Origin of the sequence: Cytobacillus firmus DS1, assembly GCF_000565285.1 — a bacterium.
GTDB classification, from domain to species: Bacteria; Bacillota; Bacilli; order Bacillales; family Cytobacillaceae; genus Cytobacillus; species Cytobacillus firmus_A.
In genome coordinates, this window is the sequence record NZ_APVL01000006.1 from 154,917 (window position 1) to 173,255 (window position 18,339).

The window sequence follows — 18,339 nt, forward strand, 5'->3', positions numbered from 1 at the left end:
ATTACAAAGAGCCTGAATCTGTACTTGTATCAGTTAGATCTTCTTTAGATGCCCGCTGTTTCATGCTTCCACCTTTTCCATGTCCATGACTGCCTCTCATTTCCTTTTTGCCAAATCCTTTGATGCCCATAAACGTTTCTCCAAGAAGGTCCCGTAATTTAGCACTGTCCTTCTTTTCTATTTCCTTGATAAGGTCTGCTGTTGATTTATTATTGGTGGAAATCCCTAAGTCCTTAGCGAGTTCTGCCACTTTTTTCTCCCTAACCTCTTGGGCGATTTGCTGAATGAATTTCCCATCTATTGAAATGCCCAGTTCCTTCGCTTCTTTTTTGACCTTCACGGAAAAGACCTCTTGTGCCGCTTCCCTGATATCTTTGCCTTCAATGGAAACTCCTAATTTTTCAGCCTCTTTTTTTACTGATGCTGTGTATATCTCTTGCTTTAGTGTCTTTAGATCTTTGCCATCAGCAGAAATTCCAAGCTCTTTTGCCTGCTTGTTTAAGGAGGCAGTCTCTATATCTTTCTTTAAAGTCTCCAAATCTTTGTCTTTAGTCGATACTCCCAGTTCTTTGGCCTCCTCTTTCAGTTTTGCAGTGCCAATTTCTTCATGGAGAGCTTCTGCATCTTTTCCTTCTGTTTTGATGCCCAATTCTGCAGCTTCCTTTTTCAGCTTAGCAAGCATTACTTCCTCCATAAGGTCTACAGCGTCTTTTCCAGCCGTTTTAATCCCAAGCTCTTTCGCTTCTTTCAGAATTTCTGCTTCCCGGATTTCACCAATTAAAGTTTCGGCATCTTTTCCTTCTGTTTTTATATCGAGCTCTTGAGCCCTTTGAAGGATAGATTCAGTGTCATTAGTGAACCCCCTGCCATGATGGCCAAACACCTTGTTTTTAAATTTCCATCTTAACTCGCCTTTTTCTGCAGAAGTATCTGTATCTGCTGCAAAAGATGTTGTTGCGTACCCGCCTGCCAGTAATAAACCTGCAAGGCTAAAACCAATGATTGTTTTTTTCATGACTATACCTCCTGATTATTTTAAAGGCCAAGCATTCTTAACCTCGATTTTACTATATCGGTGCAATATGTCAGGAAGATGTCAAAAAAACTCAATAATAAAAAAACCGCCAATTCCGCAATAAGCGGACTGACGGTTTTAGCCTGCTTCTCTGATTTCTTCAATGGTAAATTTTCTCTTCTGGATAAAGATGAGCCTCATCGAAAGACAAACACCTGCAGCAAGAAGTCCGAAGGTAAGGCCAAGCCAATATCCAGTAGCCCCAAGGTCTGTATAGTGTGCAAGAACATAACCAGCAGGCAGACAGATAAGCCAATAAGAAACCAGTGTGATAACAAAAGAAATATTCACATCTTTATATCCTCTTAAAGCCGCTTGTGCAGTAGCCTGAATGGCATCGGAAATCTGAAAAAACAGCGCATAAATCAGAAAATGGGCAGTCAGGTCAATAACCGCTTGATCAGTAGAGTAAAAGCCTGAAACCTCATAGCGGAAAAATACAACCAGGAGGCCTGTGAACAGCGCAATTAAAATAGACAGATAGATGCCAAGCCAGCTGTAGGATTTTGCATCCTTATACCTGCCTGCGCCCACTTCAAATCCGACTAACACGGTCTGCGCCATGGAAATGCTGATTGGGATCATATACAGGAAGGAAACAATGTTTAATGCAGACTGATAGGCAGCAATAGTTGTAACATTGAACTTACTGATTAAGATGGTCACCGCGGCAAACATACTCGTTTCAAAAAAGATGGACAGTCCCATGGGTACGCCTATCTTTAAGATTTCTTTGCATTTATCCCATGAAAATTCCTTAAGACCGCTAAAAATGGCATAGCTTGAAAAAGGATCCTTCGTTTTTATAATAAGAGCACTGATGACAAGGATGAACCAATAAGTAATAGAAGTTGCATACCCTCCTCCTGCACCTCCCAATTCAGGAAATCCCCAATATCCAAAAATCAGGACATAATTCAGGAAGAAATTGATGGGAAGCGAACAAAACAAAATCACCATTACAACTCTCGTTTTGCCGAGTGCATAGATGAAAGATCTTAAAACATTAAATATGAATAAAGGAATGATTCCAAAGCTGAGTCCCACAAGATAGCCACGAGCTATTGCTTTCACACCATCAGGCAGATTCATGCTATTAAGCAGAGGGTCAAGCAAAACTGAACCCAATAGGATAACTGCAAAGGCAATGATACAACCCAATAAGATGCCATTTTTTACGATAGATGAAACTTCTTTGTTCTTTTTTTCGCCAATCGCTTGAGCGGCAATTGGGGATACAGCCATTAATATCCCGCTAAGCCCGGTAAAAACCGGATTCCAAATGGAGGAGCCAATCGCTACGCCAGCAAGGTCGGAAGCATTATATCTCCCCGACATAATTGTATTAAAAAAGACCATTGCAAACATGCCAAACTGCGTGATTAGGATAGGAATTAACATGAATGTTATTTGCCTGATCTTCTCCTGTAAAGTAAACGTCTGATACATCATAAAGACTCCTTCACAAAATAGTAAACACAAATATTATTATATTATATCTTTAAAAAGAAAGACCTCATTTTCATTCAAAAGAAAAAAGAGCTGAGGCAGCTCTTTTTCCAGGACATTACTCAATTTCTTCTTCAACTATATATTTAAGTTTTTGCAGCTTATTATCCCAGAATTGTTCATAATAGGCCAGCCATTGCTTCAATTCTTTCAGCGGCTCAGGCTGGAGCTGATAGATTCTTTCTCTGCCTGCCTTTTTCCCTCTTACTAACTCAGCTTCAGAAAGGATATGAAGATGTTTAGATATTGCGGTCCGGCTTATGGGAAAATGAGCACTTATCTCTGAGATCGGGCGTTCTTTTTCAGCCAGCAGCCTTAATACTTCTCTCCTCGTTGGATCGGCGATTGCCTGAAACACATCATGTTTCCTGGCAGAAGCACCCATTATTCCTCAACAGCCTTGCCAAGCATTGCGAGAATTCCTGTCCATCCCTGGGACATTCTTTCACGGATAACCGCACTCTCGGCTTGAGCTTTCTCAACCAGTTCATCTGACTGTTTCCAGCCGCCATGTATAAGCGTAAATTCAGTTTTGCCGTCCAAATCTTTTAAAATGAAAGATACAAACCATCCATCCTTATCCCATTCAAAAGAAAGCCGGTTAGGTTCATCCAGTTCTGTAACCTTACATGGGGACGGACCAAATGGGGACTGAATATAAAATTCATAGCCAAGTTCAGCCTTAAAATCATTTGGCATAAACCACGCTTCGATTCCTTCTGATGTAGAAACTTTCTTCCAGACCTTTTCGATAGGAGTATTAAGAATTACGGTTTGTTTAATATCCTGAAGTTTTTCCATTTAATAGCTCTCCTTTGCATATAAAATAAAACCTTTTGGTTTCGTTTATATCATATATAACCTTTTGGTTTCATGTAAACTGCTTCAAAAATAGAGCCTAACTATGCAGGTTAATCCATATAATTTACAGAATACTTATTATATCTTAAGGAGGGATTTTAATGCAGGCCATACATGCACAAAAGCTATCTGATCTGGAAACTGCGATTCATACATATGTGCGTCCCGACACCTTTCCGCTTGCCATTAGAGTGATGAAAAAGGAGGAGGCATTGCCTGACAGGGTCAAGCGGCCGGCAAGAGATTTTAGCAAAACTTTCAGCATCTGCCAGGGGGTAACGATGTCAAGAAGATATGGCTGGTCCATTGCCATGGGCAAAGAAGACTTATCATGCCCAATTGCCAAAATCGCTTTTGGTTTTGAAGAGGAACTGGACTATTATTCAAAAGGAAGCTTAACAGATGGCATGTATACAAAAACCTGTGACCTTGGCGCCTTAACCGAAGCTGCCGTACCCAAGTTTACAAAAGAGGAAGCTGGGACAGTGCTGATGGCTCCTCTGGGGAGAGCAGCATTTGAACCGGAAGTAATCACTGTTTATGGGAATTCAGCCCAAGTCATGAGAATGGTGGCTGGCGCACTCTATCATACGGGCGGTGAAATTACTTCCACTTTTACAGCCCGGGCAGATTGCGCCGATATTGTTATTAAGACAATAAAGTCCGGTAAGCCACAAGTAATCCTGCCATGCTATGGGGACCGGGTTTTCGGACAGACGCATGATCACGAAATGGCTTTCACCATTCCTTTTTCCATGGCAGATGAATTTGCAGATGGATTAAAGCAAACCCACAAAGGCGGTGTACGGTATCCGGTCCCATCTTACCTTCAATATGAGGCAAAATATCCGGACACTTATGAAAAGCTGAACGAGATGTTCAACAGCATGCCTTGATTGAAAGCTGGCGCCTGTGATAGTGGTGCCGGCTTGTTTCATTTTGGGAAAAGGGTAAAATAGAAAAGACAGCTATTAAGAAATGAGTGAAATAATTGAGCAGCTTATTCCCATCCCTATATGATCTGGCCATGCAGCCTCTTGAGAAAAGAAAATTCCAGAAAATCAGAAGCGAGATCCTTACCATGGCTGCCGGCCGTGTTCTCGAGATCGGAGCCGGCACAGGCATTAACTTCCCCTTATACAAAAAGGCGGAACGTGTCGATGCCATTGAACCGAATCAGGCAATGATTGAAAAATCTCTTACTCGAAGAAATGAGGCTTCAGTTCCAATACACATTCACGAGCAGTCTGCTGAACAACTTGAATTTGCGGACAATACATTTGATTCAGCAGTTGCCACTCTGGTATTCTGCTCAATTCCAAATCCCGAACAAGCACTCGCAGAAATCAAACGTGTCTGCAAGCCACAGGCAAAAATACTATTCTTTGAACATGTGAAAATGAACCAGCCCGCTCTCGCATTTGCCCAGGAAGCCCTCAATCCTTTATGGAAACGGATATGTGACGGTTGCCACTTAAACCGTGACACACTGCAGGCTATACAGGATTCAGGCATGAAGATAACAAACGTGACTGCCTATTATAAAGGATTGTTTATAGTGGTGGAGAGTAAAAATCCAGATGGCGGCCGTTAATTTTTATTAGCGCGCCATTTGTAATTAAGTTGAAGATATTTGCCTGGAAGTTTCTGAGGGACCTGATTGACTAAGATTTCTGAGTTGTTCCGGCTGATTAACTACCATTTTCCCACCCGCCACCTCTTTTTTTTGGCGTTAATCAAAGTTCACCAGTAAAATTCCATTTCCTATGCCGAAAAAAGAAGGCCGATTCAATCAGCCTCCCTTGACTACACCCTCTTTAATTCGTAATTCCGCTTATCCAACAGCTTCTTATCATCCTTTTTAATAGAGCCTGACGCTGTTAATTCAAGAATCGGCTTAACCCTGATCACATTCTGGATTTTTGAGGCAAGTTCAGGGTTTAATCCTTCTTCCGATTCTATGAAAATCTTAATCTGGTCCTGCCCCCGTTCATTTGTTACCACAGCCTGGAAAACTGGATATCCAGCTTCATTCAATACTTGCGCCAGCTGTTTTTCTCTTACAAACATTCCTTTTACCTTTATACCATCACTGACACGCCCCAGCACTCCTGCAATCCTTTTCCCCTCATACCCTTTAACCCAGCGCGAAAGGTCGCCTGTGCCAAAGCGGATAAGCGGGTAGCTTTTATCAATTAAAGAGACAACCACTTCTCCTTCTCCATCTGTAACTTCCAATCCAGTCTGCGGGTCACAGATTTGAACAATGGCAGAATCCGTGATTCTTAGTCCAGGCCCCAATTTGTCCTCATAAGCAAGACACCCGCAATCTGCCGTCCCATACCCTTCATATACGGAAATGCCATGGTCTTCACACATTTTCTTCATTTGTTCCGTGAGCATTTCAGCAGTAAAGAAAGCTTTATTCAAGACAACATCATTTCCCAACTCCCATCCCTTTTCTTCAATAGCCTCAAGCAAAAGGCTAAAGAAGCTCGGGGTTCCCACGTAGCCGGTTACCCTGACATCCTTCATAATCTGGATCTGCAGCTCCCGATTCCCGGTACCGGCAGGGATGACAGTTGCTTCTAATTCACGAAGTGCGGAGTCAAACATAAAGCCTGCCGGTGAGAGATGATATGAAAATGTATTTTGTACGATATCCCCTCTACCAAAGCCTGCCGTCTTGAGAGCTTCTGAGAAACGCCAGAAATCTTTCCCTGTCGTTTGCGGATCGTAAATCGGACCTGGCGACATAAAAATTCGTTCCATCTCATTTGGCTTTACAGCGGCAAAGCCTCCGAAAGGCTGGTCTGCAGATTGCAATTCCGGCAATCGATCTTTTTTAAGCACAGGGATTTTTTCCAGGTCTATTAAGGTTTGTATGTCACTTGAAGAAATACAGGCATCATCAAGCCGTCTTTTAAATCCGCTTGCATTTTCATATGCATGGTGAATTACTTCCTGTAGCCTTTCCACTACAGCCACCTCTTTCTTCTTTTATAAGATTTAATATCTTTATAGCTTTTCCGGCCCTTATCCCCCATTCCAAGATAAAATTCACGCACATCCTGATTGGAAAGAAGCCGGTCCACCGTTCCATCCATCACAATCCGGCCGTTTTCCATGATGTATCCGTAATCGGCAATCGATAAGGCAACATTGGCATTTTGCTCAACTACCAGTATAGTGGTTCCCTCTTCTTCATTGATTTTTTTAATAATCCCGAATATCTCTTTTACTAATAGAGGGGCAAGTCCTAATGAAGGTTCATCGAGAAGCAGCACCTTTGGCTTTGCCATGATTCCTCTTCCAATGGCAAGCATCTGCTGCTCTCCGCCTGACAGATATCCGGCCTGTCTGTGCTTCAGCATTTCAAGCTTCGGAAAGTAATGATAGACTTTTTGGATATCGCCTTTAATATTCTTCCGGTCTTTTCTGGTATGTGCACCTGCGATCAGGTTATCCTCAACAGAAAGATGCTTGAACACACGTCTTCCTTCCATGCACTGAAAAATGCCTTTCTTTACGATGGTTTCAGCATCGCTTACATCAATGCGCTCGCCATAAAGCTCGATAAAGCCATCCGTCACTTCACCGTTTTCGCTTTTCAGCAGGCCGGAAATCGCCTTAAGAGTGGTCGTTTTCCCGGCGCCATTGCTGCCGAGCAAAGCAACAATTTTTCCTTTTGGCACCACCATCGACATCCCTTTTAATACAAGGATGACCTTGTCATACATCACTTCGACGTTGTTTATTGTCAGCATGCTCTGTCCTCCCGGCTATTTCTCTATTTTTCGTTCTCAGGTCAAGTTCTGAATTATTTGTTATTTGCTGGTTTTCTTTGTTTATTTGCATAATCAAAGATTTGTTTGCTGATTCCGATGATTTGTTTGCAAAGTTTCAAGTTTGTTTGCCAAATTTCCGAGTTTATTTGCAAAGTTCACAAGGTCCAGGCCTTAAAAGTAACAGGAGGCGGGTATAAAACCTCGCCCCCCATCATGTTAGTAGCCGATATAATCAGTGAACACTTCAAACTGGCCGTTCTTCACTTCTGCCAAGCGGACTTGGTTTGTACCGGCATGGTTGTCAGGTGAAAAAGTAACCGGAGCGGCTAAACCGCCAAGGTCCAGATTTGAAATCTTCTCCAGGCCGGCACGGATGCCTTCGCCCGAAGTCGGGTCTTCAGCAAGCTTTAGGCCTTCAACCATAATTTTGGCTGACACCCACCCCTGGATAAACTTCTGGTTCTTGTCTTCCAGCTTTTCGCCCTTGCTTTCTACGAACTTCTTGATTTCTTCCATTCCAGGCAGATCTTCATATGGGAAGGCATGTGTGACGACCCCGATAAACCCTTCAGCCGCATCACCGGCAATTGGAAGCAAGCCTTCACCCGTAGCCCAGTTTAAACCGATGAATTGTGTGTCCAAGCCAAGCTTTTTAGCATCTTTTAGAATCGTTGCTGTTGCACCCCAAGTTTGGTTGATTATCGCATAATCAGGATTTTTCTTTTCCATGTTCAGCAATTGTGATGTTGCATCAAGTGTTTTCAGGTCAACAATTTGTTCATCTACAATTTCAATGCCATTTTCCTTGGCAAACTTTTTAGCATCTTCAATAGGCGATTTGCCAAAAGCCGTATCATTGTAAATTAATGCTACAGTCGGTGTGCCGCCAGTGTGATTTTCTTTTATCCACTTTAATACGGATCTTGCCTGGTCAGAATATGAAGCCGCAGCCAGGAAGTTATATGGGCTTTCGTCAATATTTTTCAGATTCTCTGAGTATGAAGCCGATATGAATGGAAGCTTGTCGGCTGCCACCTGCTGGCGCAGGGCTTCAGTGTCCCCTGTTCCCCATCCCAAAATGGCCGATACTTTATCTTTTGATTTTAATTTCTGATAAAGTTTTTGGGCTTCCGGGATTTTATAAGCATAGTCATCACCAATTAATTCGAGCTTATAGCCATTAATCTCCTCGCCTGCAATGGATTCAAAAAATGCTTTTTCACCCTCTGCATATGGTGTTCCAACATCACCGGTACCTCCCGTAAGGTCAAAGATACCGCCGATTTTAACAGTGCCTCCTTTCTTGTCCCCTGATGCTTCCTCGCTGCCTCCAGAACAGCCTGCCAGCATTCCAGCCATTAATGTTGCTGCCAATAAACCCTTCCAAACCTTCTTCATAATGTTCCCCCTCATTTTTTCTTTTTTATTGGCTCTTTTCGTATTAATTTGTTTATCGCTTATCAATGTTGTCCGTTGATTTCCGCTCCAGGATGCTCAGCGAACCTCGGAGCGGGCGGTGAGCCTCCTCGACTCTATGCGTTTGCGGGGTCTCACCTGTCCCGCTACTCCCGTAGGAGGCTCGCACCTTTCGCTACAACCAACTCAGTAAACATAATACAAATAGCAACAAACTTTGCGAAAACAGCCTTTTTATAAAAATTTGAAAGATTTACTTTCAAAATTTTCAGATATTATTACCCGGGAATTAATAGGAAAATGGCCAGAGCTTAAAATAGTCTTTGATGTTTTTCCATATTTTTGCGAGACCCTGCGGTTCATAGATCAGGAATAAGATAATGACAAGGCCGAATACCACCTCTTTCATCCCGATTAAGACAGCCGATAAGTCAGGAAAAACTCCGCTCATCATTTCTACCCCGGACCTTAGGACAACCGGAAGCAATGTGATAAATACAGCTCCGTAAATAGACCCGAATACGCTTCCCAGGCCACCAACCAATATGATCGCTAAGTATTCGATCGACACTGTAATGCTGTATAGCTCAGGACTGACAACCATTGTATAATGGCCCAGTAAAGCACCGGCAATGCCAACAAAGAAGGAGCTTACAATAAATGCCAATACTTTATATTTAAACAAATCGATCCCCATAACCTCTGCTGCCACATCACGGTCACGGACTGCTATGAATGCCCTGCCGACTCGCGACCTGAAAATGTTCAGGGTGAAGAGGGCCGTTATAACCAGCACAACAAACATAAGGTAGTAATAGCTCCGTTCACTGTAAAAGACAAAACTGCCAATTTCAGGCCTCGATAGGACCATTCCGGCTGTTCCCCCAGTCAGCGCATCCCAGCGGGAAATAACAAACAATATGATTACCTGTGCTGCAAGGGTGGCAATCGCCAAATATAATCCTTTTAGCCTTAAGGATGGCAGTCCGAATAGTCCGCCGACAATCGCCGTCACAATACCGGCTGTCGGCATGGCAATCCAGAAGCTTAATCCCAGCTTTGCTGTCAGAATAGCCGATGTATACCCGCCTACCCCGAGAAACGCGCCTACCCCTATGGAAATCTGTCCAGTAAAGCCTGTCAGGATGTTCAGACCGATCGCACCAATAGCGGCAATTCCGCAAAGTGTAGCCAGTCCAATGATATAATCGGATGCAAACATTGGGAAGACTGCAAATACAGCCAGAAGAATGAACACGCGCATCCTTACTCTGGTGATCTTCCAGATCGCCATATCTTGTTTATAATTCACATGGAACTCTCCACAATCCATCACAAAAGGATTTCTCATCGGTTACACCCTCTCGATTTCTTTTTTTCCGAACAAGCCATATGGCTTGAACATCAGGATAAATACGAGGATGACAAACGGCATAACCTCTTTCAGACCCCCGCCAACCAATGGATCCAGATATCCACCGGTCAGGCTCTCAAGAATACCGATGATCAGTCCGCCGATGATGGCCCCTGGGATACTGTCGAGTCCTCCAAGAATGGCAACCGGAAGCACCTTTAAGCCGATCGCTGAAAGGGATGCATTCACACCGTTGATGTTTCCTAGAAGGATTCCCCCAACTGCTGAAACAATGGCTGCAATCGCCCAGGCAACTGCGAAAATCATTTTTACGCTTATTCCCATTGACATTGCCGCCTGCTGATCATCTGCGGTTGCTCTCATCGCAATTCCGAGCTTGGAATATTTGAAAAAGAGGGTGAAAATGACAAGCATCACCACAACGATTAACAGTGACCATAAATAGACCGGTGCAATGACGATCTCACCAAGGTTAACAGGCTGTTCAGAGAAAATCCTAGGAAATACACGTGTTTCATGGCCCCAAATAATATGGACAATCCCGGCAAGAACACTCGATAATCCGATCGTCGCCATAATCATGGATATGACGGGCTCTCCAATAAATGGCCTTAAAACGATCCGTTCAATGACAAATCCTAAAACAGCACTGAACATCAGTGCAATTAACAGGGCTGCTATAAACGGAATGTTGTAGGCTGTGATAAGCGTTAAACAGACATATGTTCCAATTAAAAGGAACTCACCCTGCGCAAAGTTGATAGCATCACTGGATTTATAAATAAGCACAAAACCCAGTGCAACAAGTGCATAAACGCTTCCTACCACGATGCCTGTTACAAGCATTTGCAAGAAAAATGTCATTAAGCTGCCCCCTCTCCTTCATCCATAAAAATCACCTGAAGCGTTGTCTGGATGGTTTGTTCCATACCATCACGATACTTGATCGTGCCATTGACACGTATTTTTTTGTCCTCTGTATAAAGTCCATCGATTAAGGCCTGATATTTTTTTGCAACAAACTGCCTGCGGACTTTCTTTGTTCTTGTAAGCTCTTCATCATCTGCATCAAGTTCTTTATAAAGCAGAACAAATTTTTTCACCCTGGCCTTTTCAGGCAGAGTCTGATTGATTTCCTGCACCTGTTTTTCAATCAGCTCCAGCACTTGCGGCTTGGAAGATAAATCGGTATAAGTGGTATAGCTAATTTGATTTTTCTCCGCCCAGCGCCCTACATTTTTCATATCGATATTAATCATGGCAACCACATATGGACGGTCCTTCCCGATAGCTACCGCTTCCTGTATGAACGAGCTGAATTTCAGCTTGTTTTCAATAAACTGCGGAGAGAACATTTCCCCCGTATCAAGGCGAATAACATCCTTAATCCGGTCAATGATATACAAATGCCCTCCTTCATCCAGCCTCCCTGCATCCCCGGTATGCAGCCACCCATCCTGAATGGTTTCAGCTGTGCTTTTCTCATTTTTGTAATACCCCTTGCAGACACTGGAGCTTTTGATGAGAATTTCCCCTTCTTCAGAAATTTTCACTTCAGTCCCCGGTATAGGAATGCCTACACTATCAAGCTTAATATCTCCATCCCTGTGCACAATTGAAATGCCGGCTACCTCTGTCTGCCCGTAAATGCTTTTTACATTAACGCCTATGCTATGAAAAAATTCAAATACATCAGGTCCCAGAGGGGCACCGCCCGTATAGGCTCGCTTGATCTTCAAGAGTCCAAAGTGATCGCGGATCGCACTGAACATCAGATAATCAGCCATTTTATAAAGAGCCTTCGAACTCGTGCTGACCGGTTTATTTTCAAAATGGGCCTTTGCCACCTTTTCGCCGATCGGCTTGCACCAGTTATAAATCCTTCGTTTAAGCCAGCCGCTGTCCTGAATTCTGACCTGAAAACGCGATACCATATCTTCATAGATTCTGGGCGGCGAAAACATAACCTGAGGTCCAATTTCACGCAGGTCTTCCAAAACGGTTGCCGGTTCTTCCGGGAAATTTATCGTCATCCCATTGTATAAGCCCATGGCAAGGGTCATCATCTGTTCCCCGATCCAGGCAAGCGGAAGGAATGAAACATATTCGTCCTTATCTGTCAGCGGATCAATGTCTGACAGATTTTTAGCCATATCGATCAGATTTCGGTAAGTAAGCATCGTTCCTTTTGGATTGCCTGTCGTTCCTGAAGTATAGGATAAAATCGCCACGTCATCTGCAGACCCCTGATCAACTTCCTCTGAAAATAAGCCAGGCTGCCCTGAGTGAAAACTCCGTCCCATTTCCAGAACTTCGTTAAATTCCAGCAGAAAATCCTCCCGGTAACCCCTCATGCCACGTGAATCATAATAAATAATCTTTCTGACTTTAGGTATGGATTCTTTAATGTCCAGCAGTTTATCCACTTGCTCCTGGTCCTCCGCAACGATTATGGTTGCGTCACAATTATCGATAATATAACTTAGTTCAGCAGGCAGGGATTCCTGATAAATCCCTACTGAAATACCGCCTAAACTTTGCGCAGCAAGCTCACTGATTACCCATTCGGGCCTGTTATCGCCAATAATAGCAAGCTTATCTTCTCTTTTCAGACCCAGCGATGCCAAACCCAAGCTGAAGTTCTTTACTTTGTCCAAGAACGCTTCATACGTGATTTCATTCCAAATTCCAAATTCTTTTTCTCTTAAAGCAACTTGCGACCCATTTCTGTAAGCCCTTTCAATTAGCAGCTGCGGAAACGTCTTGCTCATAGAATCGCTCCCCCCTCCTAAATATCTAAAAATCACTTTAGCCGGTCTATCTTTCAAACGGCATTCTCTTCTCCCAGGTAGGCTTCTATGACTTTAGGATTATTCTGAATCTCTCCCGGTGTCCCATAGCCAATCAGCTTCCCGAAATCAAGAACTGCAATGTGATCGGATAAGTCCATTACAACCCCCATATCGTGTTCAATTAATATAATGGTTGTATTCATTTCTTCGTGAATATCGATAATGTATCTGGCCATGTCCTCTTTTTCCTCACTGTTCATTCCTGCCATCGGCTCATCCAGAAGGAGAATTTCAGGTTCCAGTGCCAGAGCCCTGCCGGTTTCGACCCTTTTCTGCAGTCCATATGAAAGAGTTCCCACGGGGGTATTACGGATATCCTCGATTTCAAGAAAGTCGATCACCTGCTCAACTTTTTTCCGATGTTCGATTTCCTCTCTCTGCGCCTTCCCCCAATATAGCCCTCCTGCAAGCAGCCCGGTTTTCATTCTCACATGCCTGCCAAGCATCAGATTGTCCAAAACAGATAAGTGCGGGAAAAGTTCGATATTCTGAAAAGCACGTGCAATGCCCATACTGGCTCTTTTGTGAGGTTTACATCGGGTTATATCTTCACCCTTAAAATAAATCGATCCAGATGATGGTTTGTACAGCCCGCTTATGCAATTCAGCATACTAGTTTTACCTGCACCATTTGGACCAATCAGCGAAAAAATCTCTCCCTCCTGCACTTCATAGGAGACATGGTCTAGAGCTATTACACCTCCAAACCTTAAAGTTGCATCCTTAATCTCCAAAATTCCCAATCTTTTAACCCCCTTTATTTCGATTGGTGAAATATTTTTCATAAAATTATGAATAGTTTAAATATTCTTTACGCGGTTGTTTTCTCCTTTTAATATTTTAAATATTTTTCTCTCTTGAGCTATTTTTCATTTTTATGTGAATGGAAATATTGATATGACAAATTCCTTATGTACAAGTATTTTTCACTATGAAAATGGTGATATAATAGCTGGGTCAGTTTATTAATAAAAGCCGGACACAAATGTGCCCAGCTTTGAAGCCATCCTATTAATCTTCAAATTTTATAACGATACGCCCATTTATTTTCCCTTTTTCAAGATCCTCAAAGACTCTATTAATTTCTTCAAGGGATGCCGTTTCCACGATTGTTTTTACTTTTCCGTCTGCTGCAAATTGGAGGGCTTCCTGCAGATCCTTTCTTGTTCCTACAATAGAACCGACAATGCTGACACCGTTCAGAACTGTATCAAAAATTGGAACTTCCATAACTTCCGGCGGCAATCCTACGGCTACGCATTTTCCTCCGCGTTTGACAGCACGATATGCTTCATTGAAAGCATGTTTAGACACTGCCGTGCATATGGATGCCTGAACCCCGCCAATTTCGCGCTGTATGAAGACAGCAGAATCCTCAACTTTAGGATTAACAGTTAAATCTGCACCCAAATCTTTTGCCAGCTCCAGCTTTTCGTTAAATGTATCGACTGCCACGACCTTTAATCCCATGGCTTTTGCATATTGGACTGCCACATGCCCAAGGCCTCCAATACCATAAACAGCGACCCATTCACCCGGCTTTGCTTCCCCTACCTTGAGCGCTTTATATGTCGTTACACCAGCACAAAAAATCGGTGCTGCCTCAACATAGTCAAGAGAATCAGGAACCTTCACCACATATCGGGCATCAGCAAGACAATATTCTGCGTATCCGCCATTAATAGAATATCCCGCGTTCAGCTGATTATGGCAAAGTGTTTCACGCCCGGTTAAGCAGTATTCACAATGTCCGCAGGCTGAATATAACCACGGCACTCCGACTCGGTCTCCTGCCTTCAAATGTGCAATGCCTTCTCCCGCTTCTACAACTTCGCCTACCCCTTCATGACCCGGTATAAGAGGAAGTGCCGGTTTAACAGGCCAGTCACCATGTGCAGCGTGTAAATCAGTATGGCATACCCCACAGGCTTTGATTTTTACTAAGACATCATTTTTTCCAACGGATGGTACTTTGACTTTTTCAATTTCCAGGCTTTCCTTAAAATTATGCACAACTGCTGCTTTCATCATGTTTTCACTGCTGCATTGTTCACACATGTCCGTCACCTCAATTGTTATTTAGGAATATCAATCACATCGTCATTGTCTAACAAAACATTTATTCCGCCAATTATCTTGTGAGTATTTTCACAAATGTGACGATACTTTTTTACAGCTTTGCAAACAAACCAATTTATGACTTGCTATTTCCTATTAACGATATCTTTATTAGTCAGGAGGTACTATTATAAAAGTAGTGATGCATATGGAGGATTTTTGAATGATTGGAAATCAAAGAGAACTCAGTAAAAGGAAAACGGCCATTGTGATCGGAGGGAGCATTGCCGGCATGCTTGCGGCGAGAGTGCTTTCAGATTCCTTCGAAAAGGTCATGATAATCGAAAAGGATGGAGAACAGCCGAAGGGCAGTCCGCGAAAAGGAGTACCACAAGCCGCTCAGGGTCATGTTCTTCTGAAGAGCGGAGAGAAAATACTTGAGGACCTTTTCCCGGGTCTGAGAGCTGAAATGATAAAAGGAGGTTCGGTTCCTGCCGATTTTGCCAATGACATAGCCTGGCACCACCATGGAAGCTGGAAAATCCGATATAACTCAGGCTGCTCTATTATTCAGCAAAGCCGTCCATTTCTTGAATATCATCTGTGCAAAAGAATAGATCAGATAGAAAATATACATACTTTATATAACACAAAGGTAATAGGTTTTACCTTAAATGATTCTAGAATTACGGGTGTTGAAGCGGAAAACGCAGAAGGCAATGCTATATACCCTGCAGATTTAACTGTTGATGCATCCGGTGCGAACAGCCTTGCATTTCGGTGCCTGGAAAAGCTCGGAATGGCCCAGCCAAAGAAAACAGAGATATCTATCAACTTATACTATGCAAACCGTATTTACAGAAGGCTCCGGGCAGATCCTGAATGGAAAAGTTTATTGGTTTATCCGAATCCCCCGCGTCAATCCTTTGGAGGAGCCGCCTCTCCAACCGAGAACAATGATTTGATGATTACCCTCTTTGGATATGGTGCCAATAATCCGCCAGCGGATAACAATGAATTTCTCGAGACAGCGAAAAGCCTGGAAAAGCCGCATATTTATGATTGTATAAAAAATGGAGAACCTGTTTCAGATATAAAGGTTTACCGCTTTCCTTCGATGAGGCGATATCATTTTGAAAAAATGAAGACCTTTCCTAAAGGACTGCTTGTCATGGGTGATGCTTTTTGCCGGATGGATCCGGTATTTGCGCAGGGGATGAGCATTGCTGCAAAGGAAGCAAAGGCATTGCAGGAAATCCTTATAAGTGCAGGAGAAGCGGATCCATATAATTTCCATAGAAAAATCAGCAAAATTGTGGATATCCCCTGGTTAATTGCTTTAACTGAGGATTTCAGATTCTCCCATACAGCTGGAGCTAAGCCTTGGGGACTGCCCCTACTTCAATGGTATGTCAAAAAAGTGGTCAATGCCTGTTCCTTTGATCCCTATACATATGACTGCTTTATGAAAGTGCTCCATCTGCAGGCACATCCGGCAGTATTGTTCACCCCGAGAGCAGTATGGAATATATTTCGAGGACGAAAGAAATAAATAAATTTCCCTCGATGAATGTGGATTACTTTGCAGGTATATGTTACTCTTAATCTTTAGAATAGGAAGTGATGATATTGATAAAAATTGAAATACCAGAGCCTAATCTCGTCATTACAAGAAGCAGGCAAACAGGACAGGCAGCAGAAAGTAACCTTAGCAGTGTCTATGGTTTCACAGATTACCATAAGATTCCAAGAGACAAGGGCGGCATGATTCTGTTCTTTGATGCGAAAGAAGATCTGCTCTTTGTAGGAAAGGCCCGAAAATTAAGACAGCGGGTTAAAAAGCATTTTGAAGACAATGTTTCTCCTATAAAAAATCATCGTGATGATGTCCATAAAATTGCGGTCATATACGTGGAAGACAGCATGGAGCGCGAAATTTATGAGACTTATATCATCAATGCCCTTCAGGCAAAATATAATATCGAGAAAGTATTTTACAAATAAAAAAAGGCCATCGCGGCCTTTTTTTATTTAATCAATTTCTTTTTTGTTTTTGCCTTTTATGAATCGGTATGTCAAATACGCAATGTAAAGCGGTATTGCAATATAAATCAAATCGGGAAACGGCCCGTAGGAGCCCTTGTAAATGACGTATAGGACACTTCCTAGAAAAATGGTAACAATCGTTCCGTATTTCGGCAGGGGAACTTCTTTAAAGCTGGGAATCCGGATTCTGCTTACCATAAGAAAGCAGAGTGCAGTGAACACAACTGTTGTAATGATATTGGGAATATGGTCACCAAAAAGGGTTAGTATGGCCATGATCCCGCCCGCTGCTGTTATCGGAACTCCAATAAAATAGTTTAAAGAGGATTTTGGAGGACTTATATTAAATCGGGCAAGCCGATATGCCCCAAATAAAGGAAAAAGACCTGAAACAGCTAATCCAAGGATTCCAAATTGAAAAAAGTATGTATAAAAGACCAAAAACGATGGTGCTACACCAAATGTAACAATATCTGCCAGAGAATCAAGTTCTTTTCCAAGTGTACTATCGGCTTTCAGCATTCTGGCCAGCCTGCCGTCCATACTGTCAAGCATCATGCCTATTAAAATTAAAATGGCTGCATTCTTAAATTCTCCATTGGCAGCCATGCCGATTGAAAGAAATCCGCAATATAAATTACCCAAAGTGACCATATTGGGGATTGTTTTAATAAAACGCACTAGTGACCATCACACTCCAAAAATTAAAAAAGGATTATTTAAATATATATTCCCTTTCATTATACCATTTAATCTCAACTGCATCCCTCCCTTTCGAAAATTCCAAGGCAAAAATCCATTGTGTTAGGTACTTGTCCTATACCAATTTTAAAACTCATCATTAAATATAGTAGGAGGTGATTCATTTGTTATCTTTTTATTCCCATGACCACTACTGCTCGGGTAAAGAAGAATATTCAAAAGCTCCGGGTAAGATTTATGTCACCAATGACTTCATTCCCCAATTTTTTGACCAGAACACATCCATTCCATCCACAGTCAATCTAAACAGCGCTAAAGGGAAATCCCATTTTCACTTTGACCCGGTGAACAATACGATTACAGTTAAGGAAAAAGGCTTTTATTTTCTTCAGTTCAGCGTACAAGTATTTGCTGCTGCAGGACAGGCGAATTTGCCGTTGAAATTTGAGCTTCAGCGGAATGGCGGAACTCTCATCAACTCCCAAACCTCTTTTAATAACAATAATTTTGACGTTGACTATGCAACATCCACTTTATTGCTGGAGGAGCTGGAGAAGGGAGATAAGATCCGTCTTGTACTATCCGGCCCTTCGCCTTTCCCTCAAGGAAGAGTGACTCGCCTGGATTTCGCCAGTGTCGCCATTTTTGAGGCATAAA

Annotated in this window: 18 protein-coding genes; 5 read left to right on the forward strand and 13 right to left on the reverse strand. The window is 42.6% G+C overall.

The window, feature by feature from the left end; translation table 11 throughout:
* Position 1 precedes the first annotated feature (1 nt).
* From PBF_RS24920 to PBF_RS09850, 4 genes are all read right to left on the reverse strand, one after another.
* Positions 2-1,015, reverse strand: coding sequence for a hypothetical protein (locus tag PBF_RS24920; RefSeq protein WP_051488853.1), 1,014 nt, complete (start codon positions 1,013-1,015; stop codon positions 2-4).
* A 138-nt stretch (positions 1,016-1,153) separates the two neighbouring features.
* Positions 1,154-2,524, reverse strand: coding sequence for an MATE family efflux transporter (locus PBF_RS09840; RefSeq protein WP_035329539.1), 1,371 nt, complete (start codon positions 2,522-2,524; stop codon positions 1,154-1,156).
* A 118-nt stretch (positions 2,525-2,642) separates the two neighbouring features.
* A complete protein-coding gene (locus PBF_RS09845) occupies positions 2,643-2,969 on the reverse strand; it encodes an ArsR/SmtB family transcription factor (protein ID WP_035329540.1) in 327 nt (108 codons plus the stop codon).
* A complete protein-coding gene (locus PBF_RS09850) occupies positions 2,969-3,385 on the reverse strand; it encodes an SRPBCC family protein (protein WP_035329541.1) in 417 nt (138 codons plus the stop codon). Before PBF_RS09850 ends, PBF_RS09845 begins: the two co-directional genes overlap by 1 nt.
* Positions 3,386-3,546: 161 nt before the next feature.
* Between PBF_RS09850 and PBF_RS09855 the strand changes: the two genes are divergently transcribed.
* Together PBF_RS09855 and PBF_RS09860 are read left to right on the forward strand one after the other, a co-directional pair.
* The gene (locus tag PBF_RS09855; RefSeq protein ID WP_035329542.1) at positions 3,547-4,341 is read left to right on the forward strand and encodes a DUF169 domain-containing protein; all 795 of its coding nucleotides are present in this window, start codon (positions 3,547-3,549) and stop codon (positions 4,339-4,341) included.
* Between the two features lie 95 nt (positions 4,342-4,436).
* Positions 4,437-5,039 carry a class I SAM-dependent methyltransferase gene (locus PBF_RS09860; protein WP_035329543.1) on the forward strand — a complete coding sequence of 201 codons (603 nt, stop codon included), beginning with the start codon at positions 4,437-4,439 and terminating at the stop codon, positions 5,037-5,039.
* 212 nt (positions 5,040-5,251) lie between these two features.
* Here PBF_RS09860 and PBF_RS09865 read toward each other — a convergent pair whose 3' ends face one another.
* The 8 genes from PBF_RS09865 to adhP all read right to left on the reverse strand — a co-directional run bounded on the left by PBF_RS09865 (position 5,252) and on the right by adhP (position 14,904).
* A complete protein-coding gene (locus PBF_RS09865; protein ID WP_035329544.1) occupies positions 5,252-6,424 on the reverse strand; it encodes a phenylacetate--CoA ligase family protein in 1,173 nt (390 codons plus the stop codon).
* The gene (locus PBF_RS09870; RefSeq protein WP_035329545.1) at positions 6,424-7,212 is read right to left on the reverse strand and encodes an ABC transporter ATP-binding protein; all 789 of its coding nucleotides are present in this window, start codon (positions 7,210-7,212) and stop codon (positions 6,424-6,426) included. Before PBF_RS09870 ends, PBF_RS09865 begins: the two co-directional genes overlap by 1 nt.
* 237 nt (positions 7,213-7,449) lie before the next feature.
* Positions 7,450-8,631, reverse strand: a complete 1,182-nt coding sequence (locus tag PBF_RS09875; RefSeq protein ID WP_035329546.1) for an ABC transporter substrate-binding protein — start codon at positions 8,629-8,631, stop codon at positions 7,450-7,452.
* Between the two features lie 307 nt (positions 8,632-8,938).
* Positions 8,939-10,000: a branched-chain amino acid ABC transporter permease gene (locus tag PBF_RS09880; protein WP_035329547.1), complete on the reverse strand. Its 1,062-nt coding sequence runs from the start codon at positions 9,998-10,000 to the stop codon at positions 8,939-8,941.
* A gap of 3 nt (positions 10,001-10,003) precedes the next feature.
* Positions 10,004-10,888 carry a branched-chain amino acid ABC transporter permease gene (locus PBF_RS09885; RefSeq protein ID WP_035329549.1) on the reverse strand — a complete coding sequence of 295 codons (885 nt, stop codon included), beginning with the start codon at positions 10,886-10,888 and terminating at the stop codon, positions 10,004-10,006.
* Positions 10,888-12,795 (reverse strand): AMP-binding protein, encoded by a 1,908-nt coding sequence (locus PBF_RS09890; protein WP_035329550.1) that lies wholly within the window; start codon positions 12,793-12,795, stop codon positions 10,888-10,890. The genes PBF_RS09885 and PBF_RS09890 overlap by 1 nt, the downstream gene beginning before the upstream one ends.
* Positions 12,796-12,848: 53 nt before the next feature.
* Positions 12,849-13,619, reverse strand: a complete 771-nt coding sequence (locus tag PBF_RS09895) for an ABC transporter ATP-binding protein (protein WP_035329551.1) — start codon at positions 13,617-13,619, stop codon at positions 12,849-12,851.
* A gap of 268 nt (positions 13,620-13,887) precedes the next feature.
* On the reverse strand, positions 13,888-14,904 hold the full coding sequence (adhP, locus tag PBF_RS09900; RefSeq protein WP_035329664.1) for an alcohol dehydrogenase AdhP: 1,017 nt from the start codon (positions 14,902-14,904) through the stop codon (positions 13,888-13,890).
* 253 nt (positions 14,905-15,157) lie between these two features.
* Here adhP and PBF_RS09905 point away from each other — a divergent pair, with 253 nt between their 5' ends.
* Together PBF_RS09905 and PBF_RS09910 are read left to right on the forward strand one after the other, a co-directional pair.
* On the forward strand, positions 15,158-16,486 hold the full coding sequence (locus PBF_RS09905) for an FAD-dependent oxidoreductase (protein ID WP_035329552.1): 1,329 nt from the start codon (positions 15,158-15,160) through the stop codon (positions 16,484-16,486).
* Between the two features lie 77 nt (positions 16,487-16,563).
* Positions 16,564-16,938, forward strand: coding sequence for a nucleotide excision repair endonuclease (locus PBF_RS09910; RefSeq protein ID WP_035329553.1), 375 nt, complete (start codon positions 16,564-16,566; stop codon positions 16,936-16,938).
* 27 nt (positions 16,939-16,965) lie between these two features.
* On the opposite strand, the gene pssA is transcribed toward PBF_RS09910, so the two are convergent.
* Positions 16,966-17,661 (reverse strand): CDP-diacylglycerol--serine O-phosphatidyltransferase, encoded by a 696-nt coding sequence (gene pssA / locus PBF_RS09915; RefSeq protein ID WP_035329554.1) that lies wholly within the window; start codon positions 17,659-17,661, stop codon positions 16,966-16,968.
* 185 nt (positions 17,662-17,846) lie between these two features.
* On the opposite strand from pssA, the gene PBF_RS09920 reads away from it, so the two are divergent.
* Positions 17,847-18,338, forward strand: a complete 492-nt coding sequence (locus tag PBF_RS09920; RefSeq protein WP_051488854.1) for a hypothetical protein — start codon at positions 17,847-17,849, stop codon at positions 18,336-18,338.
* Position 18,339: the final 1 nt, after the last annotated feature.